Genomic DNA, 26,670 nt, shown 5'->3' on the forward strand with positions numbered 1-26,670 from the left:
TCAGCCTGTGCTGATGTCACCGGTGACTGACGAGTTGCTGCGGGCGCTTGCGAACCCCACCCGGGCCCGGATCGTCGAGGCGCTCGCCAGTGAGCAGCTGTGCGTCTGCCACCTCGTCGAACTCACCGGTGCGACGAGCAGCAACATCTCCAACCACCTCGCCGTGCTGCGGCGGCTCGGCGCGGTGCAGGCCGAGCCGGCCGGCCGGTTCACCTACTACCGGCTGCACCCGGAGGTGCTGGAGGCCGCCTCGGAGCACTACGCCCGGCTGGCGACGCGGGCCCGGCGGGCGCTGGCGGTGAAGCGGCCGTGCGACTGAGCCTGCTGGCCCGGCAGGGGCTGGCGGAGTTCCTCGGCTCGGCAGGGCTGGTCGCGGTCGTCATCGGCTCGGGCATCGCCGCGCAGCGGCTGTCCCCGTCCGACCCCGGCCTGCAGCTGCTGGAGAACGCGCTGGTCACGGGCGTCGGCCTGGTCGCGCTGATCCTCGCGTTCGGCCCGGTCTCGGGCGGCCACTTCAACCCGGTCGTCACCCTGGCCGACCGCGTCCTCGGCGGGGTGAGCTCCCGCCAGGCCGCGGTGTACCTGCCCGCGCAGTTCACCGGCGGTGCCGTCGGTGCGATCGCAGCCAACCTGATGTTCGAGCTGCCGGCGGTGAGCGTCGCCACCACCGAGCGCTCCGGGGGTGGGCTGCTGCTGTCGGAGGTGCTGGCCACCTTCGGCCTGGTCGTCCTCGTCTTCGGCCTCGTCCGCGCCGGCCGTGGCGGACTGGCGCCCTTCGCCGTCGGCGCCTACATCGCGGCGGCCTACTTCTGGTCGTCGAGCACGTCGTTCGCCAACCCCCAGGTGGCCGCTGCCCGGACGCTGTCGGACACCTTCGTCGGCATCGCCCCGTCTTCGGTGCCGCCGTTCGTCCTCGCGAAGCTGGTCGGCGCGACCGCCGCGGTCGGCACCGTAGCGCGGGTGTACCCCCGGATCCGCGAGAGCGCCGGTGCCGCCGTCGTCCCGCACGACGGACAGCCGGCTGCGTCGGCTTCCGGTTCCGCCACCCCAGGACCTCCCGGCACCGCCGCCGGCGGCGCCCCCCACCCGGCGGAGACGCCGGTGCAGGAAGGAGCACGGCCATGACCGCGAACACGCCGGGTGACCAGGTCGCCCACGACCCGCAGGTGCGCCGGATCGTCGACGACCTGGCCCGCGACTACGCCGACCGGTTCCCCCGCGAGGAGGTGGCGGCCGTCTACCGGGACAGCTACGACCGCCTCGCCAGGACCGCCCGCGTGACCAGCTTCCTGCCGGTGCTCGCCGGCCGGTTCGCCTGCGAGCGGCTCGACGCCCGCGCGCTGGCCGAGGGCAAGCGCACTCACCGGACCCCCGCGGTGCTGTTCGTCTGCGTGCACAACGCCGGGCGCAGCCAGATGGCGGCAGCGATGCTGCGGTCCTACGCCGGCGAGTGCGTGCACGTCTACACCGCCGGCTCCGACCCGGCCGAGGCCATCCACCCCGAGGTCACCTCGACGATGGCCGAGGTCGGACTCGACCTCGGTCAGGAGTTCCCCAAGCCGCTGACCCACGACGTGCTGTCGGCCGCCGACGTCGTGGTCACCCTCGGCTGCGGCGACGAGTGCCCGGTCGTGCCGGGCCGCCGCTACGAGGACTGGCCGGTCGCCGACCCCGCCGGCGCCACGGCGACGCAGGTCGCCGCCATCCGCGCCGATCTCGACGCCCGCGTCCGCGAGCTCATCGCGTCGCTGCTGCCCGACCTGGACCTGCCGGCCCCCGTGTCCCCGCCGTCGCCGGCTGCGGCCCGGTGAGCAGCGGCATGCGCCTGCTGGTCGTCGGCGGCTCGGACGCCGGCATCTCCGCCGGGCTGCGCGCCCGCGAGCTGGACCCGTCGGCCGAGGTGACCCTCGTGGTCGCCGACGCCTACCCGAACTACAGCATCTGCGGGATCCCGTACTTCGTCTCCGGCGAGGTCGACGACTGGCGCAACCTGGCCCACCGCAGCCGGGCCGACCTGGAGGCCACCGGCATGCAGCTGCGCCTGGACACTCGGGCCACCGGCATCGACGTCGACGGTCACCGGATCGCCGTCCGGGCCGCCGACGGCAGCACCGAGTCGCTGGACTACGACCGGCTGGTCGTCGGCATCGGGGCCGTGCCGGTCCGCCCGCCGATCGACGGGCTGGCCGGCCTCGGCCCGGCTGAGGGGGTGCACCTGCTGCATACGATGGAGGACACCTTCGCGCTCACCGACTCACTGGAGCGGTCCGGCGCCCGGTCGGCGCTGATCGTCGGCGCCGGCTACATCGGCCTGGAGATGGCCGAGGCGCTCACCGCCCGCGGCCTGACGGTGCACCAGGTGGAGATGCTGCCCGAGGTGCTGCCCACCGTCGACGTCGGGCTCGGCGCGCTGGTCCGCGCCGAGCTGACCCGCCGGGGCGTGCAGGTGCACACCGGCACCGCGGTCACCGCTCTCGCCCGCGGCGACAGCACCCCCGGCGGCTTCGTCGACGGCGCCGGCCGACTGCAGGTGTCCGGCACCGGACCCGACGGCGAGCCCGTCGGCTGGAACGTCGACGTGGTGCTGATCAGCGTCGGCGTCCGCCCGGACACCGACCTGCTGGTCACCGCCGGAGCCCGGACCGGCGCGCGCGGCGCCATCGTGGTCGACGAGGGCATGGCCACCGACCTGCCGGACGTGTGGGCCGCCGGGGACTGCGTGGTCACCCACCACCGCCTTGCCGGGGTGACCTACCTGCCGCTGGGCACCACCGCGCACAAGCAGGGCCGGGTGGCCGGGGAGAATGCCCTCGGTGGCGCCGCCCGCTACGCCGGCAGCCTCGGCACCCAGGTGGTCAAGGTGTTCGACGCGGTGGCCGCGCGCACCGGGCTGCGTGAGCACGAGGCCACCGCCGCCGGATACCGGCCGGTCTCCACCACGACGGTCGCCGACGACCACAAGGCCTACTACCCGGGCGCCCAGCCGATCACGATCCGGATCACCGGCGACGCCGACACCGGCCGGCTGCTCGGCGCCCAGTTGATCGGCCGTCGCGGCACCGAGACCGCCAAGCGGGTGGACACCTACGCCACCGCCCTGTTCCACGGCATGACCGTCGCCGACCTGCTCGCCCTCGACCTGTCCTACACCCCGCCGCTGGGCTCCCCGTGGGACGCCGTGCAGATCGCGGCGCAGGCCTGGCTGACCGAACACGCACCGGCCCGGCTGTCCACCGGCGCCCGCCCCGCACCCTCACCGGCATGAGAGCGACCGAGACAGCGATGACCAGCGGCCCGACCGCCGACACCCCCGCGGGCCGGCGACCCCGGGTGCTGTTCGTCTGCGCGCACAACGCCGGCCGCTCCGCCCTGGCCGTCGCACTGGCCCGCCACCGCGCCGCCGACCGCATCGAGGCCGACTCGGCCGGCACGACCCCCGATCCCGAGCCGAGCGCATCGACGATCGCCACGCTCGCCGAGCTCGGCATCGACGCCTCGACCCACCGGCCCACCGCCATCACCGCCGAGCGGGTCGCCGCCGCCAACGTCGTCGTCGCGATGAAGCCCGGCCTCGACCTGCCGCACGCCGTCGGGGTGCGGTACGAGACCTGGCGTCTGTCCGACCCGGCCGGCTGGGACACCGAGGGCATCCGGCCACTGCGCGACGAGATCGACCGCCGCGTCCAGGCCCTCATCGCCGACCTCACCGGCACTCCGTCCGTCCCGGAGTCCTCGTGACCGTCACGCCCTCCCCCGTCGGGACCCGGCTCGACCCGCAGCTGGACCTGCGGTCGTCGGTGTCCGACACCGCCCCGTCGGGTACCTGACCCCGCCGACGCGTGGAGCTCAGCACCTCGACACCAGCCTGCCCGCCGGCGACGGCGCCGTCCGACGTCGACGTGGTGGTCATCGGAGCCGGTCAGGCCGGGCTGGCCACCGGCTTCTACCTGACCCGGCGCACGTCGCTCAGCTTCGTGCTGCTCGATGCCGACCCCGACCCGGGTGCGGCGTGGCGGCACATGTGGGCCTCGCTGCGCGCCTTCTCCCCCGCGGGATACAGCAGCCTGCCGGGCTGGCCGATGCCGCCGACGGACGGCTACCCCACCCGCGACGAGGTCGTGGCCTACCTGCGCGCCTACGCCGACCGGTACGCCCTGCCGGTGCGCCGCCCGGTCCGGGTCACGGCGGTGCAGCGCAGCGGGTCCCGACTCCTGGTCACCACCGACGCCGGGACCTGGTCGGCACGAGCGGTCGTCTCGGCCACCGGCACCTGGACCCGGCCGTTCTGGCCGCATTCCCCGGGCCAGGGCACCTTCACCGGCCAGCAGCTGCACGCCGCCGACTACGTCCACCCGGCGCCGTTCGCCGGGCAGCGGGTGGGCGTGGTGGGCGGCGGGAACAGCGCCGCCCAGATCGTCGCCGACCTGCACCCGGTTGCCGACCCCACCTGGTACGTCCGGCGGCCGCCCCGGTTCCTCCCTGACGACGTCGACGGGCGGGCGCTGTTCGACCTGGCCACCGCCAGGTGGCGAGCCCGGCAGGCGGGTCAGCCCGACCCCGGGGGCGTCGGTGGCCTCGGCGACATCGTGGTCACCGGGCCCGTCCAGGCCGCCCGTGACCGCGGCGCGCTGACGCCGCAGCCGATGTTCACCCGACTCACCGCCGGCGGTGTCGTCGGCGCGGACGGCCGCGAGCACCCCTTCGACGCGGTCATCTGGTGCACCGGCTTCCGTCCGGCGCTCGCTCACCTCCGCCCGCTCGGGCTACGCGAGCCGAGCGGCCTGATCGCCGTCGCCGGCACCCGCGCCGTTGGTGAACCGCGGCTGTGGCTGGTGGGCTACGGCGACTGGACCGGCGACGCGTCGGCCACGCTGGTCGGCGTCGGTCGCACCGCCCGGGACACCGCCACCGAACTCGCCGGCGCCCTCGGGCACCGGCCGCAGAGCGGAGACGGGAGCTAGCCAGATGTGGCCCTGGCCCTGCTGACAGGCGTCGGCTGACCATGCCGTCACTGCCGCCGACCCGGCCGGTCGATCCCAGGTCAGCGGCTGTGCGTCCCGGTCCGAGTTGCCGGCCGATGCGCGCGCAGCTGTGCCCACCCGGCGATGACCTCCGGCGTCGGCTGCACGCTAGCCCTCGCGGAGTCGGCCTCCGGTCCCTGCGACGCGTCCGGGCCGCCGCCGTGGCGTCCTCCCATCAGCTCGGGCCGCATCCGGCCGTTCCACCGGATGTCATTGACGGTGAACTCCACCCCGCGCGAGACACCGGCGCGCAGATGAGGGACTCGGTCCTTGCGGGCCCACGTCTCCAGCCGGGTGATGGGGACGTTCAGCATCTGGGCGACCTCGGCCGGCTTGTAGGCGCGAAGTTCGGCGAGCTCTTCTTCGGTCATGACCTGGACCGGTCAGCGCCCGGGGCGGCTGGGCAATCACCGCCAGGACAGGCGCCGCCGGCGGCGCGTTCCCTCAGCGCGATGTTCTCCGGCTGCGGTGTGCCCCTGGCTCCGCTCATCGGGGGGCAGATTGGGGGCGAAGGACACGCACAGCTGGGCTCAGGACGGCTCAGGACCATCAAAGACGCTCATCAACCGGCTGACCTGGGCACTTGCCGGGCCACCAGGCCCGGGACCGGCCTCACTCGCGGGTTCGAGCCCCGTCGCTCACCCCACCCGGTGGAGGCCCTGGTCAGTTCACTGACCAGGGCCTCTCCCGTTCTCCGGCCCGCGCTGGACAAGCACGACGACGCCCGGAGGCTCCCCTCGCTGTCGGACGCCGGCCGTTGGTCGGGGATCAGCTCGTCCCGCCGGCGCTCCAGGTGGTCGTCGAACCGCTGGACGCCCGGTGTCGCCAGGCTGCGACGCTGCGCGCGGCCCAGCTCATGCGTGTGGCGCCATCGCTCACCAGGCGTCGGATCGCCGGAACCACCGGCCCGCTGCCGACGTGGACAGGAACGGCGTGGATGCCGTGCACCCCATGCGGGAACGGGGTCGCGGTCTGCTCCTCCTGCCACTGGCCGGTGGTCGTGCGGCACCGGACGCGCAGCCGGTGCGGACCAGGCGGGGCCGCCCAGCGGGCCGTCCAGGGCCGCCAGGCATCCGGGCCGAGGTCGACGCCGAGGGTGGCGTCGGTCCACGGGCCGCCGTCGATCTGCAGTTGCACGCGGTCGACGCCGACCGGCGGCGCCCAGGCGTAGCCGCGGACGACGATCTCGCGGGGCTCGATGTGGGCGTGCTGGCCGGGGGCATCGATCCGGGCGGCCGGGTGCACCGGGTAGGTGCCGTCGGCCCAGCCGCGGGAGCCCCAGTAGGACAGCGGCGGGGTTGAGGTGACGGTGAGGCGCCGCAGCCACTTGATGTTGCCGTCCTGCCCGTGCCGGCCGGACACGAGCAGCCGGGCCGGGCTGCCGTGCTCGCGGGGCAGGGGCCGGCCGGCCATGCCGACGGCGAGGAAGCCCTGGGCGCGAGCGACGGACAGGGGAAGCACGTTGGTGTAGCCGTCGACGGCCTCGGCGACCAGCCAGCCGTCGTCGCCGGAGACGCCGGCCCGCTCGAGCAGCTCGGCCAGGCCGATGCCGGTCCAGCGGGCACAGCCCATCCGGTCGCCGCCGACCGGGTTGTGCACGCAGATCATCAGCAGATCCCGCTCCTCCAGGGGCAGGGCGAGCAGCTCGCGGAGGGGAAGGGACAGCGGCCGCTCCACCTCGCCGTCCACCTCGAGTCGCCAGGTGCCGAGGTCGGTGCGCGGCTCGGGGACGGTGACGTCGATGACGACCAGTTCGCCGGGCTGGGCCAGCAGCGGGGCGACGCCGGTCTGCGGTGCCGGGTCGGCGGCGGACACCGGCGGCAGCGGCCGGACGGGGGTCGGCAACGCCACCCGGTCACGCAGCGCGGCAGCGCCGCGACGGCGCGCGCGCCGGTCCGCGGCCACGACCGCGCCCGTGGCCGCCGCGGCGGCGGCCAGCACCGCCGACCGCGGTACCGGCAGCGGGGCGACCGCGGCCGCGGCCGTGAGCATGCCGGCGGCCGTGGCGGCGGCGGTGTCCCGGGCCGAGGCGTCTCCGCGGCGCAGCGCGAGGTAGCCGCCCACGGCGTGCGGAGCAGTGGCCACCGCGGCGCCGAGCACCGGACGGCGGCCGGCCAGGGTGCCGCCGGCGGCCGCGGCGAGGCCGCTCGCACCAGCCGCGAGCACGGCCAGGCCCGGTTTGTCGGCCCGGCCGACGAGGGCGACACCGCCGTCGACGAGCATCGCCGGGGAGGCGTCGACCAAGCCGCGGGCCAGGCCGGAGGACGGCGAGCGGCCACGGCCGGTGGCGGAGGCGGCGATCTCACCGGCCGCGGCGGCGAGCAGACCGGCGAGCAGGCCGGTCCGCCCGGGACGCGGACCAGGAAGGGGGTGGGCGGTCATCGAGGGCTCCTCGGGTGCGCGGGTCGGTCAGGGCGCGATCAGTGGCGGGCCGGCGGTCCGGCCGGGTGTGAGCCGGCCGGCGCGACGGGGTGTGCGGCCCTCGCCAGCGCGGCCGCCAGGACGGACGTCGGTGCGCTGCGGCCGACGCTAGGAACGCATCGCCGGCGTCACACCGGGAAAACCACCGGGGTTGCCGCTTCGGGTCCGGGCGCGGTGCGCTGCTGCGGCCCGGCGGCGTCCCCGGTCAGACGGGCGGCCAGCGCCTCGGCGTCGGCGCCGACGAACCCGAGCAGGGCCGAGCCGCGGCAGGTCTGCCAGGGCAGACCGAGGAAGTGCAGGCCCGGCACAGCGGTCGTCCCACCGGTGTGGCTGACCTGCCCGTCGACGACGACGCCGGGCACGTGCAGCCAGGCGTAGTCGGGTCGGTAGCCGGTCGCCCAGACAACCGCGCCGACGTCGACGGTGCTGCCGTCGGCGAAGGTGGCGGTGCGGCCGGTGAGGTCGAGGAGCCGGGGCCGGAAGTCGGTGCCGCAGCGGCGGAGAGTGCCGCTGCGGGTGCCGATGACGATGTCGCCGCGGGCGCGCAGCCGGCGGGCGATGCGGGTGTGTGCGGGCACGGTGAAGAACCCCGAGCGGGTCAGCCAGAAGAACAGGTCGCGGCCGGCAATGCGCTGGGGCAGCTCGGTCGGCCGGGTGCCGACCGCGACGGTGACCGGCTGCGCGGCGGCCAACTCGGCGGCGATCTGCAGGCCGGAGTTGGCCGCACCGACGACCAGCACCCGACCGCCGCCGGGCAGCTGGGTCGGGTTCCGGTACTCGGCGCTGTGCAGCTGCGGCACGCCCGGGTCCAGCCGATCGCCGAGGGCGGGGACGTGCGGCGTCTGGAAGGGGCCGGTGGCGACGACGACCTGCCTGGCCCGCAGCGTTCCGGTCGGGGTGGTGGCCGCGAAGGTCCCGTCGGGGTCGCGGTGCAGCCGCAGAACGGGGGTGGCCAGCCGCACCGGGAGGGCGAAGTGCGCGGCGTAGGCGGCGAGGTAGTCGGCGACGTCGTCCTTGCTCGGGTGGCTGTCGACGGGCGCGGGAAACGGCAGGCCGGGCAGCGAGTCGTACTGGGCGGGGCTGAACAACCGCAGCGAGTCCCACCGGGAGCGCCACGAATGGCCGATCTCGGGTGCGGCGTCGACCAGCAGGAAGCTCGCTCCGCGGGCGGCGAGGTGGTGACCGAGCGCGAGGCCGGCCTGGCCGGCGCCGACGACGAGCACGTCGAGGGCCTCGGGGGCGCCGGCGGACACGGACCTGGGCGTGGGCATGGGATCTCCGGAGCAGCGAGGACGGGCGGTGAGCGAACGGGCGGGGGAACGCCGGTCAGGCGAGGCCGACGGTGAGCAGCGCGGTGGCGAGCAGGAGGTCGGCGACCAGGCAGGTCTCGGCGTACCAGCGGGGCACGACCCGGCCGATGCGGTGGTGGACGACGTCCCAGGCGGCGTGGGCCAGCCAGCCGGCCGCCAGCACGTAGCGGGCGGCGGTCAGGTCGACGGCCACGGCCGCCATCGCCACCGCGCCGAAGCCGAGCACCGCCGCGGTCTGCGCCGTCAGCAGCCGCCGGTTCCCGAGGTCGCCGCGTGCGGTGCCCCAGGCCAGGTAGAGAACCGCGGCGAGCAGCACGCACCATGCGCTGATCCAGGCGTGCACCTGGTCGGGCAGCGGCGCCAGGGCGGTGAGGCTGGCGGCGACCGCCGCGATGCCGATGCCGGTGGGCCGGCGGCGGGCGAGGGCGGCGCGCGCGCCGGTCCGGTGGGGCGGGAGCGCTGCGGTCGCGGCGGGGATGCGCGGGTCGACGGTGCCGGCCATCGGGAGCTCCTCGCGTGCGGACTGTGGTGTGGCCCGGACGCTAGGAGCGGGCCGGCCGGGTCACGCCGGGAGAACCGCCAGGTCGGCCGCCGGGGCCGGAGCGGCGGCCGAGCGGGTCAGAGTTCGAGCGGAAGCGCGGCGAGCTCCGCGCGGGAGGCCACGCCGAGCTTGCTGAACACGTTGCGCAGGTGGAAGTCGACGGTGCGGGGCGAGACGAACAGCTGCGCGGCGGCGTCCCGGTTCGACAGGCCGCGGCGGACGAGAGCGGCGACCTGGCGTTCCTGTGCGGTCAGCTGGGTGGCGGTGGTGACGTCGCGACGGCGGGCGGTCTGCCCGGAGGCACGCAGCTCCTGGGCGGCGCGTTCGGCGAGGGGCACCGCGCCGAGCTCTTCGAAGACGGTGAGGGCCGCTCGCAGGTGCTCGCGCGCGTCGACCCGCCGGCGGGCGCGCCGCAGGTACTCGCCGTAGGCCAGGTGGGTCCGGGCCCGGTCGGGCGCTCGTGCCGATTCCCCGTGTGCGGCGAGGGCACGCTGGAAGTGCTCCTCAGCCTCGGAGCCGTCGGTCAGCAGCGCACGGCCGTGCGCCGCGACGGCAACCGCGGCGGGGAGGCCCGTGCCGGCGGCGAAGGCGTCGAGCTCGGCCAGCCACGCGCGCGCGACCTCCTCGAGGCCACCGCGGACGGCAGCGTCGAACAGATCGGGGGCGGCCATGCGGCGCAGCGCCGCCCCGCGGATCTGGGTCAGGTGGTGCACCGCGGTGGCGGGCTGCTGCGCGGCCCGAAGCGCCTGGGTCCAGTGCGCGAGGTCGACGGCGAGGCCGTCGGTGATCCCGACCGGATGTGAATCTCGGATGACGGCCAGCTCGGCGAGGCGACCGTCGGCCCCGTCGTCCCCGCGGAGCGCCGCGACCAGCGCCAGCTCGGCGGTCGGCAACGCGGCCAGCCCGACGTGACCGGTGCTGGCCGCCAGCGGCAGCGCCTCCGCCGCCGCGGCGGCGGCCTTCGCCCATGCCCCCGTCGCGATCTGGAAGTAGAAGCCGCGGGTGAGGGCGTGCTCCACCATGCTGAGCGCCCCCGCGCGGCGGGCAGCGGTCAGCTGCTCCTCGTGCAGCCGCAGTCCGCGCTCGTCGTCGCCGACCAGCATCGCTGCGATACCGAGGTTGGGCTGCAGCACGTGGTCGTCGGGGGGTTCGGGGTCGGTCAGGGTGAAGGCGCACCGGAAGCACTGCGCAGCGGTCGCCCAGTCCTGTCCGGCGACGGCGGCGTACCCGCGCTGCAGAGCCCAGGCGGCCCGCGCTCGCGGCGGCGCGTCGAGTGCAGGCTCGGCCACCAGGGGTGCCGGACGCGGTGATCGGGCGCCGAACGCCGACAAGGCGGCGGCGAGCATCACCAGCTGGTGGTGCATCGCCTCGTCCACGCCGGCGGCGGCCTCGGCGGCTTGCAGGATGAGGTCGTAGCCGTCGTTGATCGAACGGGTGTTCCACTCGATCTGCCCCCGCAACGTGAACAGCCGGGCGCGCAGCAGCGGGTCGGAGCAGTCGACTGCGGCGGCGGCCTCCGCGAGCGCCGCAGCCCGCGACGGGTGTGCGCCCAGCCAGGCCGAGGAGGCGGCGGCGAACAGCCGCCGACCGCGGGCGTCGCTGTCGACGGTGAGCTCGGCGGCCCGGGACCAGGCGGCGGAGGCGGCCTCGTGGCCACCGCGGGCGGCGGCGCGTTCGGCCACGCCGTCCAGCGCGGTGACCACCGAGTCGTCGGGCCGGTCGGCGGCGGCGGCCAGGTGCCAGGCACGCCGGTCGGGGTCGCCGCCGAGGACGCCGGCCAGCGCCCGGTGCGCGGCGCGGCGCTGCGCGCTGGTGGCCGCCCGGTACACCGCCGAGCGCACCAGCGGGTGGTACAGCGCGAGGGTGTCCCCGTCGACGCGCACGAGACCGATCCGCTCGACCTCGTCCAGGGCGTCGTCGGCGGCGTCGAGACCGGTTGCGGCGTCGCGGACGACGGTCAGCCGGCCGGTGTCATCTGCTGCGGCCAGCAGCAGAAGCCACTGGGCCGGGTCGCTCAGGCGCCGGACCCGGTCGAGGAATCCCCGCTCGACCCCGCCGGTCAGCGGCAGCGGCTCCGGCAGCGGGGCCCGCCCGGCCAGCTGGTCGCCGGTGAGGACGGCGGCGAGCTCTCCCAGGGCGAGCGGGTTGCCGCCCGTGGCGGCCACCAGCCGGTCGCGCACCGCCGGGTCGACCGTTCCGCCGCCCCGCGCGGTCAGCAACGTGTCGGCGTCGGTTCCGATCACGCCGCCGAGAGCGGCGGTGGGCAGATCGGGCGCCTCGAAGCCGTAGGCCTCGCCGTCGCGGGCGGCGAACAGCAGCGCGACCCGCTCGGCCTGCAGCCGGCGGGCGGTGAACAGCAGCGCCGCGGCGGAGGCGTCATCCAGCCAGTGCGCGTCGTCGACGACGGCCAGCACCGGAGCCTCCTCGGCGGCGTCGGCGAGCAGGCTCAGGGTGCCCAGGAACGCCAGGAACCGGTCGCCCTCACCGGTCGCCTCGCCCAGCGCCGCGCGCAGCGCCGCGGCCTGCGGCTCCGGCAGTGCGTCGATCCGGGACCGCAGCGGCCACAGCAGCCGCTGCAGCGCGGCGAACGCCAGCGGGGACTCCGACTCCACCCCCGAGGTACGCAGCACCCGCATACCGGAGGCGGCGGTGACCGCGTCGGCCAGCAGCGCCGACTTACCGGACCCGGCCACGCCGCGGACCACCAGGGACCCGCCGGCCCCGGCGCGGGCGGCGTCGAGCAGCGCAGCGATCGCCGCCCGCTCGACATCCCGTCCGGCCAGCACGACCGGAACCGTACCGACCGCAGCGGTCAGGTCCCGAGATCACGAACCTGGTGGTTTTCCCGGCGTGAGTGATCGTGGCGGTGACGAGCGTGGGAGCCAGACCTGCTGACCCACCTCGAGGAGGAGCCATGTCGGCCCACCACGCCGCCGCACCGGCGGCCCGCACCCACGGACACCAGCACGCCCCCGTCCACGCGGACGCCCTCCCGGGTTCCCACGCGTCGGGCCAGCCGTCGCCGGTCCCAGACGAGCCGCGTCGGCCGTGGACGGTGTTCGCGTTCATGATCGCCGCCCAGTTCATGGTCGTCCTGGACGTGTCGGTGGTGAACGTGGCCCTGCCGTCGATCGGCGAGTCCCTGCAGCTGTCGGCCGCGGACCACCAGTGGACCATCAGCGCCTACGTGCTGCTGTCGGGCGGCCTGCTGCTGCTCGGCGGCCGCATCGCCGACCTGCTCGATCGGCGCGGCGCGTTCCTCGCCGGCATCGCCTTGTTCACCGCCGCCTCGCTGGTCAGCGGCCTGGCACAGACACCGCTCACGCTCATCCTGGCCCGGGCGGCGCAGGGGGCGGGCGCCGCGCTGCTCACGCCGGCCGCGCTGTCGATCATCACGACGTACTACGCCGGCAAGCAGCGGCAGACCGCACTCGCGGTGTGGGGCACCGTCGGCAGCCTCGGCATCGCCGCCGGTGTGCTGTTCGGCGGGGCGCTGACCAGCGCGCTGAGCTGGCGGGCGGTGTTCTTCATCAACGTGCCGATCGGCATCGCCGTCGTTCTCGGCACCCTGCGGACCGTGGCCCGCGGCGACTCGAGGACCGGCGCGCTGCGCCGCCTGGACGTGCCCGGCGCGCTCACCCTGGTGTTCGGGCTGCTGGCCCTGGTGTTCGGCATCGAGGCCACCCGCTCGGCCGGCTGGGCCGCGCCGCGCACCTGGCTGGCGCTGACCGCCGCCACGGTCCTGCTGATCGCGTTCGCCCGGCTCGAGCGGCGCGCCGCCGACCCGTTGGTGCCCCCGTCCACGTGGCGGATGCGGTCGCTCGTCTCGGCCTCGGCGGTGATGGCCGGCGTGACCGGTGTGGTGGTCGGCGCCATCTTCCTGACCTCGCTGTACCTGCAGGCCCTCGTCGGTTCTTCCCCGGTCGTCGCCGGGCTGCAGTTCCTGCCGCTGGCCGCCGCCATCACCCTGGCCGCCGCCGCCGCGTCGGCGGTCATCGGCCACCTCGGCGCCCGCACCCTCATTCTCGGTGGGCTGGTCGTGATGGCCGCCGGGGTGCTGCTGCTGGCCGCAGGCGCCGGCGGCACCACCTACGCCGCCGACGTGCTGCCCGGATTCCTGCTCATCGGTGCCGGCGTCGGCCCGATGTTCGTCGCCATCGCCGTCGCCGCCATGAGCGACGTGCCCGCCGAGCGCGCCGGGCTGGCCTCGGGCCTGATGATGACCGGCCACGAGATCGGCGCCGCGCTGGGCGTGGCCGCGCTCACCGCCGTCGCCGGCGACCTCGCCACCTCCGCCGGCCTCATCGACGGCTACGGGCGGGCATTCGCCGTCACCGCCGCCGTCCTAGCCGCGCTGTTCGTGCTCACCGCGCTCGCCGTTCCCGGCGGCGGGCCGACGGCCGGCACCAGCGGCCACGGCGCGCACGGCCACGGCGCCCATGGCCGCTGACCCAGCAGATCCCGGCGATTTCCCCGGCGAGAAGCACCCACCTCCGCGTCGACTCTCATCACCGAAGGCACCACCAGCTGCTCGTCGAGGAGTTCTCATGCTGTCCGGCACGCCCCGCACGTTCATCGGCGCCACCACCTTCGCCGTCACCGGGATGACCTGCGAGCGCTGCCGCGAAGCGGTCACCACCGAGATCGCCACCGTCGACGGCGTCGACACCGTGACCGTAGACCTGGCCAGCGGCCTGGCCACCGTCACCGCCGCCCGACCGGTCGACCGCGCCGACATCGCCTCCGCGATCGAGGCGGCCGGCTACCGCGTCCTGCCCTGACCTCCCGGCGGCAGGAGCACGCGATGTTCCGCCGCCGGCATCCCTGATGCGCACACCCACGAGAGGACACCGCCGTGCACCTGTTCTACCAGGAGCTCTTCCGCGCCCGCCAGGCCGAGCTGCTCCGCGACGCCCGCCTCTACCGGCTCACCCGGACGGCCGAGGCCCGCTCCCCGCGCCGCCGCCGCACCCGCTGACCGCCCGCGACCACCTCGCCCCACCCAGGAGACGCCGTGCCCGCCCGCCCCCTCCTTCCGCCGCATCCGCGGCCCGCCCCCGCAGAGCCGACCGCGACCCCCTCCCCCGCCACCGCGGCGGCGAGGAGGAACGGGCCGCCGATCGCCGCCCGTGCCATCGACCTGGTGAAGACCTACGGCCGGGGCGAGGCTGCCGTCCGAGCCCTGGACGGCGCCTCGGTCGCGATCCCCGCCGGGAAGTTCACCGCCGTCATGGGCCCGTCCGGGTCGGGCAAGTCCACCCTGGTGCACGCCCTCGCCGGACTGGACCGCGTCGACTCCGGTTGCGTCCTGCTCGGCGACACCGACCTGACCACCCTGTCCGAGCGCGACCGCACCCTGCTGCGCCGCGAGCGGCTGGGCTTCGTCTTCCAGGCGTTCAACCTGATCCCGGCCCTGACCGCCGCGGAGAACATCGCCCTGCCGCTCACCCTCGCCGGCAAGCGGCCCGACCCGGCGTGGCAGGCGGAGCTGGTGGCGATGCTCGGGCTGGGTGATCGGCTCGACCACCGCCCCGCGCAGCTGTCCGGCGGGCAGCAGCAGCGGGTCGCCGTCGGCAGGGCGCTGATCGCCCGCCCGGAGCTGGTCTTCGCCGACGAGCCGACCGGCAACCTCGACTCGCGCGCCGGCGCCGCGCTGCTGTCATTCCTGCGCAACGCCACCCGCGCACTGGGCCAGACGATCGTCATGGTCACCCACGACCCGGTCGCCGCCGCCTCCGCCGACCGCGTCGTCTTCCTCGCCGACGGACGCGTCGTCGACGAGCTCCCCGACCCCACGGCCGACACCGTGCTCGCCCGCATGGCCGGCCTCGACCGGCGAGTGGGGGCGTGAGCCGAGATGTTCCGACTCGCCCTCGCCAACGCGCTCGCGCACCGCTCCCGTCTCGCGCTGACCTGGCTGGCCGTCGCCCTCGGCGTCGCGTTCGCGGCCGGCAGCCTCGTGCTCACCGACACCAGCAGCCGGCTGCTCGACGACCAGTTCCGCACCACGGCCGCCGGCGTCGACCTCACCGTCCGCGGTGCCGCCGCCTTCGATGCCGCGATGGGTGTCGAGGTCGAGCGCGACCCGCTTCCGGCCGACCTCGCCGACCGGATCGCCGCCACCCCCGGTGTCGAGCGGGTCCGGGCGGTCGCCACCGGGCCCGGGCAGCTGCAGGTCGACGGGCAGGCCGTCGCACCGGCCGGGCCGACCATCCTCGGCACCTGGGCCGAGGCCCCGTTCACCGCCTACGCGCTGCGCGCCGGGCGCGCTCCGGCCGGGAACGGAGAGGTCGTGCTGGACGCGGCCACCGCCGCCGAGCACGGCATCGACCTCGGCGACACCGTCACCGTGTCAGCGACCGCCAGCGCACAGCTGCGCGTCGTCGGCCTGACCGGCGTGGGCGACGGCGACGGGCTGGCCGGCAGCACCGTGGTGCTCCTCGACCTGCCCACCGGGCAGGCGCTGCTCGGCCTCGGTACCGGCGTCACCTCGGTCGACGTGCTCGCCGCCGACGACGTCGCCGTGACCGATCTGCGCCGGGATCTGGCCGCCGCCCTCGGCGAGGACTACGCCGTCAGCAACGCCCAGGACGCCGCCGCCGCCAGCGCCGACGCGGCCAAGGAGAGCATCTACTACCTGCGCATCGTGCTGCTGGCCCTGGCCGCCGCCGGTCTCGTCGTCGGCGCGTTCCTGATCGCCAACACCTTCGGCATCGTGCTCACCCAGCGCGCCGGGGAGCTGGCGCTGCTCCGTGCCGCAGGGGCCACCGGCCGGCAGGTGTTCGCCTCCGTGCTCGGCGAGGCCCTGCTCGTCGGCGTCACCGGCGCCGCGGGAGGCACCGCCGCCGGCGTCGGCGCCGCCTACGCCCTGCGGGGGCTGGCCTCCAGCGCCGGGCTGGCGCTGCCCGACGGGCCGCTGACCGTCACCGCCCGCACCGTCGTCATCGGCCTCGCCGCCGGCACGCTGATCACGCTCCTGGCGGTGCTCGGCCCGGCCCGCCGCGCAGCCCGCACCGCCCCGGTGGAAGCCATGCGGGCCTCCGACCCGGCAGCCGTCCGGCCCCGCCGCGCCCGGCTGGTCACCGGCTGGACGGCCGCCGGACTCGGCCTGGCGGGGCTCCTCACCGCCGCGCTGCTGCGCGACATCGCCGGCGTCGCCGTCGGCGCAGTGCTGCTGCTGACCGGCCTCGTCGTGCTCGCCCCGGTGCTGACGCCGCGGCTGGCGAGCGCGGTCGGCCGGCCGCTGACCCGCCTCGGCGTGCCCGGGCAGCTGGCCCGGGAGTCCGCGGTGCGCAATCCGCGGCGCACCGCGGCCACCGCGATGGCCCTTGCCCTCGGCCTGGCGCTGATCGGCTTCGTCACGGTGCTCGGCAGCTCGGTGAAGGCGATCGGCGCGACCACCGGTGAGGCGATCACCGCTGATCTGCTCGTGCAGAGCAGCCGCGATGAGATGCTCGGCGGCCTCTCCCCGGAGGTCGCCGCCCGCGTCGCCGCCCTGCCCGAGGTCGCCGTCGTCTCCTCCGTTCGCTACGGCCACTGGCTGGACGCCGGCACGACCAGCGCGCTGACCGCGGTGGACCCGGCCACCCTGCCCGACGTCGCCGACATCGAGATGACCGCCGGTGACCTGGCCGCCCTCGATCGCGGCGGGATCGTGGTGGCCGACGGCGTCGCCGCCGAGCGGGACCTCGCCGTCGGCGACACCCTCGCACTGACCTTCCCGCGCGACGGCGAGCAGCGGTTGCAGGTGGTCGGGCTGATGGCCGACGACTCGGCCCGGGCGCTGTCCACCAGCTACGTCATCTCACTGGACACCTACGCCGCCCACTTCAGCGAGGACGTCGACGCCACCGTCTACGTCGCCCTCGTCGACGGCACCGACCCGGCCGACGCACGCACGGCGCTGCGGACGGCGGTCGCCGACTTCCCCAACGCCGAGGTCCTCGACCAGGCGGAGGCCGCGGCCGGCCGCGCCGCAGCCGTCGACCAGATACTCGGGCTGATCACCGTGCTGCTCGGCTTCGCGGTCCTCATCGCGCTGCTGGGCATCACCAACGCCCTGGCACTGTCCATCGTCGAGCGGACCCGCGAGATCGGCCTGCTGCGGGCAGTCGGCATGACCCGCGCGCAGCTGTCGCGGATGATCCGCGCCGAGGCGGCGCTGATCGCCGCCGTCGCCGCGATCGTGGGCGTCGGTCTCGGTCTCGTCCTGGCCGCGGCCACCCTGGCCGGATCGTCCGCGGACGACCCGTTCGTGCTGAGGGTCCCCGTCGGTCACCTGCTGGTCATGGTCGCCGCCGCGATGCTCGCCGGCCTGGCCGCCGGTCTGCTGCCCGCCCGCCGCGCCGCCCGGCTCGACGTGCTCACCGCCATCGCCACCCGGTGACCACCCGGCGCCGGCCCGGCTGCACGCGGGCCCGCGCCGGCACCGCTCCACCGCGGCCCGTCCACCCTCTACCCACTTCGCGCCACCCCAGGGAGGCGACCATGACCCACCCGCCCGCGTCCGACGGCAGCGCCCCCGCCACGACGCCCCCGCCCCACGCGATCCGTCTACCGCCGCCTGGGCGCGAATCCGCGGCCCGAGGAGCCCGCCGTCCGGACTCCCGCGGCCTGCAGCCACCTCGCACCGACCGAACCGCACGCGGAGGAGCGATGAGCCTGCAGCTGCGCCGTGCCACGGCCGGCGAGCTCCCCGCTGCGGCCGGGATCCTCGCCGACGCCTTCACCGACTACCCCTGGACCCGCTGGACCGTCGCCGCCGACGACCACGACCGGCGGCTGACCGCACTGCAGGAGCTGTACCTCACCGCCGTCGCCCTGCCGTACGGGCACGTCGACCTCGGCTGCACCGCCGAGGGCCTGACGACGGTCGCCGTCTGGATCCCCGGCACCGCCGTCCCCCGTCAGGTGTGGCGCGAGATCGGGCCGGCGGTCGCCGACCTGGCCGGCGACCGCGCCGCCGCGACCGACGCGGCCGATGCCGTGCTCGTCCCGCACCGGCCCGTCGGCGAGCACCTGCTGCTGGCCGGCGTCGGCGTGGCCCGACCCCAGCAGGGGCGCGGCCTGGGCGCGGCTGCCCTGGCACCAGGGCTGTCCCGAGCCGACCGGGACCGGATCCCAGTGCACCTGGAGACCAGCGCGGCTCGCAACGTGCGCTTCTACCAGCGCCTCGGCTTCACGGTGACCGACGTCGTCGACCTGCCCGACGGTGGCCCGCGCACCTGGCTGATGCACCGTGCGCCACTCCCTGCCGGTACGGAGCCTGGCGCGACCGGGACGGCGGTCGGAGCGGAGCCCGTCGGGTGAACGCCTTCCTGATCGCGCTCATCGTGGTGTGCGAGGTCGGCCTCTGGTGCCTGCTCGGCGCCGGCCTGGTGGCCCGCTACGTTCTCCGCCTGCGCCGCACCAGCGCGATCCTGCTGGCCGGCGCCCCGGTGATCGACCTCATCCTGCTGTCGCCTCCGTCCTGGACCTCCGCTCGGCCAGCGCGGCCGGTGCCGCGCACGGGTTCGCCGCCGCCTACATCGGCTTCTCCGTGGCGTTCGGGTCGACCACCCTGCGGTGGGCCGACCAGCGCTTCGCCCACCGCTTCGCCGGCGGCTCGCCCCCGGTCCGCCGGCCGCCGAACGGGCAGGCACGCGCCCGCCACGAGTGGAAGCTGTGGGCCCGAGCGCTCGCTGGTGGGGCGTGGCCTGCGGCCTGCTCGGCCTGGCCGTCCTCGCAGTCGACGACCCGGCCCGCACCGCGCACCTGACCGGCTGGATCAACGGTCTGACCGCGGGGTTGATCATCTGGGCGCTGGCCTGGCCCCTGCCCTGCACCCTCTGGCCGAAGCACCCGCCGGCGACCGCGTCGCGCCTCGTGCAGAAGCCGGAGCAGCCGCTGCTCCACCGGGTCGCCACCCCGGCTACCAGCGTCGACCGGCCCGGACCGTCGTCGACGGGTGACAGCTGAGCTCGCAGGCCTGCGAGCAGCAGCCGCAGGCCGTGGTCGGTCGGTGAGGTCGAGCCCGTACAGGTTGGTCGACGGTGACCGGCCCGCACATGTCAGTCAGCCGTGGGCGGCGAGCTCGTGATCGGCGTGCGCGGCGGCTTCGAGCTGGAAGGTGGAGTGCTCGACGCTCATGTCGAAGTTCTCGGCCAGGCATGCCTGCAGCCGGTCCAGCACCCGTGGGGCGTGCCCGTCGTAGAAGCAGGAGTCCTCGACGACGACGTGGGCGGTCAACACCGGCAGCCCGGTGGTGATCTGGGAGGCGTGCAAATCGTGGACGCCCAGAACGTGCGGCTGGGCGAGCAGGTGGGTGCGGACGGCGTCCAGGTCCAGCCCCGGTGGGGTGCTCTCGAGCAGCACCGACACCGTCTCACGCAGCAGCTTCAAGGTGCGTGGCACGATGAGCGCGACGATCACCAGCGAGGCGATCGCGTCGGCCTGCTGCCAGCCGGTGAGCGCGATGATGGCGGCGGCGACCAGCACCGCGACCGAGCCCAGCGCGTCGTTCACGACCTCGAGCAGCGCCGCGCGCATGTTGACGCTGCCGTCGCGGGCGCCGCCGCGGGTGAGCACCAGGATGCCGACGACGTTGGCCGCCAGGCCGAGGGCGCCGAAGACGAGCACGGAGGTCGAGGCGACCTCGGCCGGCTCGAACAAGCGGCCGACGGCCTCGATGCAGATCCAGCTCCCGACGGCGAGCAGGACCGCGGCCTGCAGGGTGGCGCCCAGCACCTCGGCGCGCCGGTATCCCCAGGTGCGCCGGGCTGTGGCCGGGCGCAGCGCCAGGGTCGCCGCGAGCAGTGCGATGACCAGGCCGGCGGCGTCGGTGGCGGCGTGCGCGGCGTCGGCGGCCAGCGCCAGGGAGCCCGACACCACCGCGCCGACCAGCTGCAGGACGAGCACGGTCGCGGTGAGGGCGAGCACGATGAGCAGGCGTCTGCGGTCGGCGCCTGCCCCACCGTGCGCGTCCACGTGGTCGTGCCCGGCGCTCATCCGGCGCTCCTTTCCTCGGCGGTGACGTGAGCTACGGGAGTGAAGCGTCGAAGCGGTCGGCGCCACCTACCCGTCGCCGTTCGACCCACGCGGCGAGGTCGCTCTGGCCTTCCGCGGCTTTCCTGCCGACGTGGTGCCCTCCACCATCCTGCTCGACCGCGACTCGAAGGCGCGGTGTGCGTGTCGGTGGTCCCCGAGGACGACCTGCGCGCTGCCCTCGACAAGCTGCTGGGCGAGGGCCGAGCCGTGGGAGACCTGGGCGCCGTCATCGACGGCTCGCTGCTGCTCGCGCTCGTCGGGCTGATCAGCATCGCCCCGCCATGCGTGCTGCCGCTGGTCCCTGGCTACCTCCTCCTGGGCATGCTGCTGGTCACCGGAGCGTGGGACGTCGTGAGGATCTGGTTGGGGTCTCGGCTGGCCACCACCGGTCCGGGCTCCTCGACGATCTGATCGCACGGTCCGGCTCCGCCCCTCACACCCCGCCGGACGCCAGGCTGAGCCACACCCCGGCGCCGAGGCCGAGCACCACCGATCCGGCCGCTGCAGCGTGGAGGATCACCACCGGTGCGGCCCGGACTGCCTGCGCCGTCCCGGCCGCGGTGCGGGGACCGCTGCCCACCGGTCCCTCCGCCGGGACCGGTGCGAGGGCCACCCCCGAGAACGCGGGTGCGATCCAGCGCAGGTAGTAGAAGAGGCTGGCGACGGTGTTCACCGCGGCCAGGACGACCAGCCACGGGAGCGCGCCGTCCCAGGTGGCGGCGAAGACGGCGAGCTTGCCCACGAAGACCGCCGTCGGCGGGGTCCCGACCAACCCCAGCAGGCACACCACGAGGCTCCCCACCAGCCAGCGGTGCGGCCCCACGGCCGTGGCCCAGTCGGTGATCGTGCGGGCCGCCGGGGTGGCCGCGATCGCGGCGAAGGCACCGATGTTGGTCACCGCGTAGCCGGCCAGGTAGACGGCCAGGGCCGGGACGTCGAGATCGGTGCGGCCGGCCACAGCGACGACCATGAACAGGTAGCCGACCTGGCTCACCGTGGAGTAGGCGAGCAGCCGCAGGACGTCGGTCTGGGCGAACGCGGCGAGGTTCCCCAGCGTCATGCTGGCCGCCGCGAGGACGGCCACGAGCAGCGGGACGTCGACGGGCAGATCGGCGAACGGCTCGGCGACCAGGCGGAAGGCGGCCGCGACGGCGCCGATCTTGGGAATGGTGGTGATGTAGGCGGCCATCGGGGGTGTCGTCCCGGCCGTGACGTCGGGCACCCAGAAGTGGACGGGGACGGCGCCGGCCTTGAACGCCACCCCGGCGAGCACACCGAGGACTCCGATGGCCAGGAGCGCGGGGGGCGCCTCCGGAAGCGCGGTGGCCAGCTCGGGGTAGCCGGTGGTGCCGGATGCCAGCACCAGCGCGGCGACGCCGACCAGCAGGAGCACGCCGGCGAAGGCACCCATGAGGTAGTACTTCATCGTCGCCTCGGTGCCGGCGGCGTCCTTGGCGAAACCGGCCAACGCGTAGAGCGGGACGCTGGCCAGCAGGTAGGCACCGACCAGCAGGAGCAGGTCGCCGCCGGCCGCCAGCGCGACGGTGCCGAGCCCGCCGAGGAGCATCAGCACGTAGGCCTCGGTCTCCCGCGGATGGCCGGCCACCGACGGTGCGGCCAGCCAGACGAGGACCGCCACACCGAGGGCGACGACGATGCGGACGACGCCGGTGGTGGTGTCCACGACCCACGTGCCCTCGAACACCCGCTCGGCGGGGCGCGACAGCGCAAGGGCCGCGGCGGCCGCGCTGGCCAGGCAGGCCGCGGTGACCAGCAGCCGCACCCGCCACTGCGCCTGCTGAGGTGTCCACAGCCCGAGCAGCAGCCCGCCGACCGCGCCGAGCAGGAGGAGCGCCTCCGGCAGCAGCGCCGGCCACGCCTCCGTGCCGCCGGACATGCCCGTCACCGGGCCACCAGCTCCACCACCGCCGCCGCGGCCGGCTCGAGGACGTCGAGCAGGACGCGGGGGAACAGCCCGAGGACCACCGCGAGCACGAGCAGCGGGGCGATCGAGAGCAGCTCGTGGCCGCGCAGGTCGCCGATCCGGGGCGCCGTCCGGGCTTCGGTGACGACGGCCGTGGTGCCGCCCGCCCGCGCCGGAGCCGGTCCCTCCCCGGCCTGGTCGCCGTCCGCCCCTCGATCGACGCCCGTCTCGCCCGGGGCGACGGTGTCGCCGGTGAGCAGCCGCTGCAGGGCGAGCAGGAACAGCCCGGCGGTGACCAGGATGCCGACGACGGCGATCACCGTGGCCACCGGCGCGGCCTGGAGGGCCCCGGTGAACACCTGGAACTCGGCGATGAACCCGGAGAACCCGGGCAGGCCAAGGGAGCCGAACGCGGCCACCGCGAGGCAGGCGGCGAACACGGGTGCCGGACGGGCCAGTCCGCCCCACCGGTCGAAGGCGTAGGTGTGCCCGCGGGACCACAGCCATCCACTGAGCAGGAACAGGGCGCCGGTGAGGAGGCCGTGACTGACCATCTGGTACATCGCGCCTACCGTGGCCACGGTCCGCGCCTCCTCGTCGGCGGAGGCCACCAGGCCGGCCGCGCCCAGACCGAGCAGGACATAGCCCATGTGGTTCACCGAGGTGTAGGCGATCATCCGCTTCACCTCGGTCTGGGCCAGCGCGACGAAGGCGCCCCACAGGACGCTGATGACGCCGACCACGACGACGACCATCGCCCAGCGCTGCCAGGTCACGGGCAGGATCGGCATGGCGATCCGCACGAACCCGTACGTGCCGAGTTTCAGCAGGATGCCGGCGAGGACCGCCGAACCGGCGGCGGGGGCGTCGGTGTGCGCGTCGGGCAGCCAGGTGTGGAAGGGGAACAGCGGCGTCTTCACCGCCAGGCCCAGCCCGATCGCCAGCAGCACCAGGCCGCCGGCCACCGGGGAGTCCGCCAGCGGCGGGTCGGCGGCCAGCGCCACCATGTCGAAGGTGCGCTGCTCGCTGCCGAGGAACAGGCCGATGAAGCCGACCAGCAGGGCCAGCGAACCGACGAAGGTGTAGAGGAAGAACTTCAGGGCGCTACGCCGGGCGTTGCCGTGCCCCCAGCCGGCGATGACGAAGTACATCCCGACGATCGTCAGGTCGAAGAAGACGAAGAACAGGATGAGGTCCAGCGAGGCGAAGGCGCCCAGGCACGCGGTTTGCAGGAACAGGAACAGCGCGGCGTAGGTCCGCGGCCGGTCCGGCTCCCGCAGCGAGTAGACGGCGCAGGCCAGGAAGAGCACGCCGGTCAGCGCCAGCAGCGGCAGCGACAGCCCGTCCACGCCGACGTGGTAGCCGGCGTCGACGGTGGGGATCCACTGCACATCCGCCTCGTAGGCCAGACCGTCGACGACGCCGGAGGCACCCTCGCCCGTCTCGAAGCGCCACCACATCCAGGCCACCAGCACCAGGTCCACGGCGGAGGCGGCCACCCACACCCCGATCGCGGCACGGCCACGCAGCCGGGGTGCCGACAGCAGCACGCCCGCCGCCAGGAGCGGCAGGAAGATCACGACGGTCAGCAGCACGGTCACCTCACCACGAGCAGGAGGACGAGCAGGAACCCGAGACCGGCGACGGCCTGGGCGTAGTACTGGTGCAGGAACCCGGTCTGCGGGCGTCGGGCGGCGCTGCCCGCGCGGCCGAACGCCCGTGCGGTCGCCCGGACGGCGCCGTCCACGAGGCCCGCGTCGGTGCGTTCCGAGGCCGCCGCCACCCGCCGGGTCCCGGCGGCGACAGCGGTGACCGCCCGGTCGATGCCGCCGTCGTCGGCCCGGGCGACCAGCCGGGCCACCTGCCGGGCAGCGGAGCCGACGGCACGGACGGCCCGGTCGATGCCGCGGTCGTCGACGGCGGCCAGCACCCGGGCCACCGCCAGGGCCGGCCGGGGCGAGAGCACGTGACCGAGCCCTGCCCAGGAGGACAGGGCACTCCACTCGACGGCCCGGCCGAGCGCCGGCCGGGCCCGGCTCACGAGGACGGTGAGCGCCAGCGCCGTTCCGGCGAGCCCGCCGGACAAGAGCAGGTCCCCGAGCGCGGGAGACGGCTCCTCCTCCGCGTCCAGCACCGTCTTCAGGGCCTCCGCCACGGACGGCAGGGCGAGGACACCGAGCCCCGCGGCGAACACCGCGAGGACGCCGGTTGCCGTCCGGGTCGGCAGCGGGATCCGGCGGGTCCCCGGTTGCTCCTCGTCGAGCAGCTCCTCCCCCGTGGGCCGGGCCAGGACGACGGCCAGGATCTTCCCGGCGTAGACGGCCGAGAGCACCGCGGCGGCGAGTCCGACGACGGCCAGCGCCGTCCCCTCGACGCCCGCGAGGACCTCGTCCTTGGTCGCCCACAGCGAGAGGGGTGGGACGCCGGCCAGGGCCAGCGCCGCCACGGTGGCCGCCGCTCCGATCCCCGGGTACCGCCGGGCGGCACCGCGCAGGCCGGCCAGCTGCTTGGTGCCCAGCGCGGTCAGCCACGCCCCCGCGGCGACGAACAGTCCGGCCTTGACCGCGGCGTGCGCCACCAGCTGCGCGGTGCCGCCGGCGGTGGCGCCGACCCCGGCGGCGAGAACGACGAAGCCGATCTGGGCAGCGGTGCTGGCGGCCAGCAGCTGCTTGAGGTCCGTCTGCGCGACGGCCACCGCACCCAGCAGCAGCGCGGTCAGCGCCCCCGCCCATGCCGCGGCCGCGGCCGCCCAGCCGGTCGCGGCCAGCAGCGGTTGCATGCGGAGGAGCAGGTAGCCGCCGGCGGCGACCATGGTCGCTGAGTGCAGCAGCGCGCTGACCGGGCTGGGGCCCTGCATGGCGGCCGAGAGCCAGGCCGAGAAGGGCAGCTGCGCCGACTTGCCGAGTGCGGCCACGAGCACGCCGGCCGCGGCGAGGTCTGCCCAGCCGCCGTCCGCGGTGCCGAGGTCGGCCAGGACCAGGCTGCCGGTGGCGGCCAGCGCGGCCCCCGCCGCCACGTACAGCCCGAGGTCACCGGCGCGGGTGGTGACGAACGCCCGGGTGCCGGCGGCGAGCTTGCCTGGCTGGTCCCACCGGAAGCCGATCAGCGCGTAGGACGTCGCGCCCATCACCTCCCACGCCAGCAGCAGGGCCGGCAGCGTCGCCGCGGTGACGGTCGCCAGCATGGCGGCGAGGAACAGCAGCTCGAACCCGAAGAAGCGGGCCCGGGCGGCAGCGGCAGGCAGGTCCGCGACGGCGAAGACGGTGACCAGCAGGGCGATCCCCGCGACCAGCACCACGAGCACTGCGGACAGGCCGTCGACGACCAGGCGCAGGTCCCCGCCGTCGACGATGCCCAGGAACGGCATCGAGACGCTCGGCCGGCCGGCCGCCACCACAGCGGCGAGCACGACGGCGAGCCCGGTGACACCGACGGCGAGCGGCCCGGCGACGTGGTCGGCCCGCCGTCCGCTGACCAGCAGGCCGGCCCCGCCTACTGCGGGCAGCAGCACCACGGCGGCGAGGGCGGCGGTCATCCGCGCAGGTCCGTGGCCATGTCCACCATGTCCACCTGCCGGGCGCGGTAGATGGCGACGGTGACGGCGAAGCCCATCGCCATCTCCACGGCCATGACGACCAGGGCGACGACGACGAGCACCTGCGCGTCGGGCAGCCCGGGCTCGAGGAAGTACCAGGCCGCGCCGCCGGCCAGCAGCACTCCGTTGAGCACGAGTTCCAGGCCCATCATGACCATGACGATCGACTGCTGGGACAGCGCGCCGAACAGCCCGACCCCGACCAGGCCGGCGGCCACGGTCAGCACGATCTGGAGCACCACGACCGCGGTCACCGGGGCAGCCCCCCGGGCACCGGGTCGTCCGGCCGTGCGGCGGCCAGGTCGGCGCCGAAGCGGTCGTAGCGCCCCCGCGCGGTCGCCAGCACCGTGCCGGCCAGGATCGTGGCGAACAAGGCGATGCCGATCAGCAGCATGACCAGCATGTGACTGCCCATGATCGCCTCGCCGAGCTGCCGGGTGCTGTCCGCGGGCAGCTGTCCGGAGCGGGTCGGCCAGTCGACCGTCCAGATCCCGGCGGTCAGGACGACGAAGGCACCGGCACCGACGATGGCCGAGCCCTTCGTGTTGTGCACCATCGTCATCGGCATGAGCCCGGCCGGGTTCATCATGAACGCGACCATGAAGACGGCCATGATGGCCATCTCGATGGTCATCATCAGCGCCGTCACCACGGCCAGGTAGACCAGGTCGAAGGCCAGCAGGACACCGGCGACGGCCAGGAACGAGGCGAGCAGCGCGAACGTCGCCCGGGCCATCGAGTCCACCACGAACACCGCGATGCCCGAGGTCACCGACAGCACGCCGAGCACTGCCACCGCGGCGATCGCCCAGCCGGAGAGGGCGGTCAGCATC

Annotated in this window: 25 protein-coding genes; 14 read left to right on the forward strand and 11 right to left on the reverse strand. The window is 75.4% G+C overall.

Annotation, left to right across the window (positions count from 1 at the left end; translation table 11 throughout):
- The first annotated feature begins 13 nt into the window (after positions 1-13).
- From ACI791_RS02215 to ACI791_RS02240, 6 genes are all read left to right on the forward strand, one after another.
- Positions 14-319, forward strand: a complete 306-nt coding sequence (locus tag ACI791_RS02215) for an ArsR/SmtB family transcription factor (protein ID WP_456584533.1) — start codon at positions 14-16, stop codon at positions 317-319.
- Positions 310-1,125, forward strand: a complete 816-nt coding sequence (locus ACI791_RS02220) for an aquaporin (protein WP_456584534.1) — start codon at positions 310-312, stop codon at positions 1,123-1,125. Before ACI791_RS02215 ends, ACI791_RS02220 begins: the two co-directional genes overlap by 10 nt.
- The gene (locus tag ACI791_RS02225; protein WP_456584535.1) at positions 1,122-1,811 is read left to right on the forward strand and encodes an arsenate reductase/protein-tyrosine-phosphatase family protein; all 690 of its coding nucleotides are present in this window, start codon (positions 1,122-1,124) and stop codon (positions 1,809-1,811) included. Before ACI791_RS02220 ends, ACI791_RS02225 begins: the two co-directional genes overlap by 4 nt.
- A gap of 8 nt (positions 1,812-1,819) precedes the next feature.
- Positions 1,820-3,265, forward strand: a complete 1,446-nt coding sequence (locus tag ACI791_RS02230) for an FAD-dependent oxidoreductase (RefSeq protein WP_456584536.1) — start codon at positions 1,820-1,822, stop codon at positions 3,263-3,265.
- Positions 3,262-3,738 carry an arsenate-mycothiol transferase ArsC gene (locus ACI791_RS02235; protein WP_456584537.1) on the forward strand — a complete coding sequence of 159 codons (477 nt, stop codon included), beginning with the start codon at positions 3,262-3,264 and terminating at the stop codon, positions 3,736-3,738. Before ACI791_RS02230 ends, ACI791_RS02235 begins: the two co-directional genes overlap by 4 nt.
- A 101-nt stretch (positions 3,739-3,839) precedes the next feature.
- Positions 3,840-4,961 carry an ArsO family NAD(P)H-dependent flavin-containing monooxygenase gene (locus tag ACI791_RS02240; RefSeq protein WP_456584538.1) on the forward strand — a complete coding sequence of 374 codons (1,122 nt, stop codon included), beginning with the start codon at positions 3,840-3,842 and terminating at the stop codon, positions 4,959-4,961.
- Between the two features lie 80 nt (positions 4,962-5,041).
- Here ACI791_RS02240 and ACI791_RS02245 read toward each other — a convergent pair whose 3' ends face one another.
- From ACI791_RS02245 to ACI791_RS02265, 5 genes are all read right to left on the reverse strand, one after another.
- A complete protein-coding gene (locus ACI791_RS02245; protein WP_456584539.1) occupies positions 5,042-5,392 on the reverse strand; it encodes a hypothetical protein in 351 nt (116 codons plus the stop codon).
- Between the two features lie 397 nt (positions 5,393-5,789).
- Positions 5,790-7,403 (reverse strand): molybdopterin-dependent oxidoreductase, encoded by a 1,614-nt coding sequence (locus ACI791_RS02250; protein ID WP_456584540.1) that lies wholly within the window; start codon positions 7,401-7,403, stop codon positions 5,790-5,792.
- Positions 7,404-7,570: 167 nt separating this feature from the next.
- Complete coding sequence (locus ACI791_RS02255) at positions 7,571-8,713, reverse strand: flavin-containing monooxygenase (protein ID WP_456584541.1); 1,143 nt, start codon at positions 8,711-8,713, stop codon at positions 7,571-7,573.
- 55 nt (positions 8,714-8,768) lie between these two features.
- Positions 8,769-9,254, reverse strand: a complete 486-nt coding sequence (locus ACI791_RS02260; protein WP_456584542.1) for a hypothetical protein — start codon at positions 9,252-9,254, stop codon at positions 8,769-8,771.
- A 116-nt stretch (positions 9,255-9,370) separates the two neighbouring features.
- Positions 9,371-12,079, reverse strand: coding sequence for an AAA family ATPase (locus tag ACI791_RS02265; RefSeq protein WP_456584543.1), 2,709 nt, complete (start codon positions 12,077-12,079; stop codon positions 9,371-9,373).
- A 281-nt stretch (positions 12,080-12,360) separates the two neighbouring features.
- On the opposite strand from ACI791_RS02265, the gene ACI791_RS02270 reads away from it, so the two are divergent.
- From ACI791_RS02270 to ACI791_RS02300, 7 genes are all read left to right on the forward strand, one after another.
- Positions 12,361-13,743, forward strand: coding sequence for an MFS transporter (locus ACI791_RS02270; RefSeq protein WP_456584544.1), 1,383 nt, complete (start codon positions 12,361-12,363; stop codon positions 13,741-13,743).
- Between the two features lie 97 nt (positions 13,744-13,840).
- Positions 13,841-14,074, forward strand: a complete 234-nt coding sequence (locus tag ACI791_RS02275) for a heavy-metal-associated domain-containing protein (protein WP_456584545.1) — start codon at positions 13,841-13,843, stop codon at positions 14,072-14,074.
- 74 nt (positions 14,075-14,148) lie between these two features.
- Positions 14,149-14,271: a hypothetical protein gene (locus tag ACI791_RS02280; protein WP_456584546.1), complete on the forward strand. Its 123-nt coding sequence runs from the start codon at positions 14,149-14,151 to the stop codon at positions 14,269-14,271.
- A gap of 36 nt (positions 14,272-14,307) precedes the next feature.
- Entirely contained in the window at positions 14,308-15,144 is an 837-nt protein-coding gene (locus ACI791_RS02285) for an ABC transporter ATP-binding protein (RefSeq protein WP_456584547.1), read from the forward strand.
- A 6-nt stretch (positions 15,145-15,150) separates the two neighbouring features.
- Positions 15,151-17,679, forward strand: coding sequence for an FtsX-like permease family protein (locus ACI791_RS02290; RefSeq protein WP_456584548.1), 2,529 nt, complete (start codon positions 15,151-15,153; stop codon positions 17,677-17,679).
- 269 nt (positions 17,680-17,948) lie between these two features.
- Positions 17,949-18,602 (forward strand): GNAT family N-acetyltransferase, encoded by a 654-nt coding sequence (locus tag ACI791_RS02295; RefSeq protein ID WP_456584549.1) that lies wholly within the window; start codon positions 17,949-17,951, stop codon positions 18,600-18,602.
- 354 nt (positions 18,603-18,956) lie between these two features.
- The gene (locus tag ACI791_RS02300) at positions 18,957-19,250 is read left to right on the forward strand and encodes a hypothetical protein (RefSeq protein WP_456584550.1); all 294 of its coding nucleotides are present in this window, start codon (positions 18,957-18,959) and stop codon (positions 19,248-19,250) included.
- A gap of 96 nt (positions 19,251-19,346) precedes the next feature.
- On the opposite strand, the gene ACI791_RS02305 is transcribed toward ACI791_RS02300, so the two are convergent.
- Positions 19,347-20,279 carry a cation diffusion facilitator family transporter gene (locus tag ACI791_RS02305; protein WP_456584551.1) on the reverse strand — a complete coding sequence of 311 codons (933 nt, stop codon included), beginning with the start codon at positions 20,277-20,279 and terminating at the stop codon, positions 19,347-19,349.
- Between the two features lie 180 nt (positions 20,280-20,459).
- Between ACI791_RS02305 and ACI791_RS02310 the strand changes: the two genes are divergently transcribed.
- Positions 20,460-20,729 (forward strand): hypothetical protein, encoded by a 270-nt coding sequence (locus tag ACI791_RS02310; RefSeq protein ID WP_456584552.1) that lies wholly within the window; start codon positions 20,460-20,462, stop codon positions 20,727-20,729.
- A 22-nt stretch (positions 20,730-20,751) separates the two neighbouring features.
- Here ACI791_RS02310 and ACI791_RS02315 read toward each other — a convergent pair whose 3' ends face one another.
- Genes ACI791_RS02315 through ACI791_RS02335 form a run of 5 tightly spaced genes read right to left on the reverse strand, consistent with a single transcriptional unit; the run spans position 20,752 to position 26,669 of the window.
- Positions 20,752-22,215 (reverse strand): NADH-quinone oxidoreductase subunit N, encoded by a 1,464-nt coding sequence (locus tag ACI791_RS02315; RefSeq protein ID WP_456584553.1) that lies wholly within the window; start codon positions 22,213-22,215, stop codon positions 20,752-20,754.
- Between the two features lie 5 nt (positions 22,216-22,220).
- On the reverse strand, positions 22,221-23,843 hold the full coding sequence (locus ACI791_RS02320) for a complex I subunit 4 family protein (RefSeq protein WP_456584554.1): 1,623 nt from the start codon (positions 23,841-23,843) through the stop codon (positions 22,221-22,223).
- Positions 23,840-25,777, reverse strand: coding sequence for a proton-conducting transporter transmembrane domain-containing protein (locus ACI791_RS02325; protein ID WP_456584555.1), 1,938 nt, complete (start codon positions 25,775-25,777; stop codon positions 23,840-23,842). The genes ACI791_RS02320 and ACI791_RS02325 overlap by 4 nt, the downstream gene beginning before the upstream one ends.
- Positions 25,774-26,091, reverse strand: coding sequence for an NADH-quinone oxidoreductase subunit NuoK (locus ACI791_RS02330; protein WP_456584556.1), 318 nt, complete (start codon positions 26,089-26,091; stop codon positions 25,774-25,776). Before ACI791_RS02330 ends, ACI791_RS02325 begins: the two co-directional genes overlap by 4 nt.
- On the reverse strand, positions 26,088-26,669 hold the full coding sequence (locus ACI791_RS02335; RefSeq protein WP_456584557.1) for an NADH-quinone oxidoreductase subunit J: 582 nt from the start codon (positions 26,667-26,669) through the stop codon (positions 26,088-26,090). The genes ACI791_RS02330 and ACI791_RS02335 overlap by 4 nt, the downstream gene beginning before the upstream one ends.
- Position 26,670: the final 1 nt, after the last annotated feature.

It is taken from the genome of Blastococcus sp. SYSU DS0973 (genome assembly GCF_054051055.1).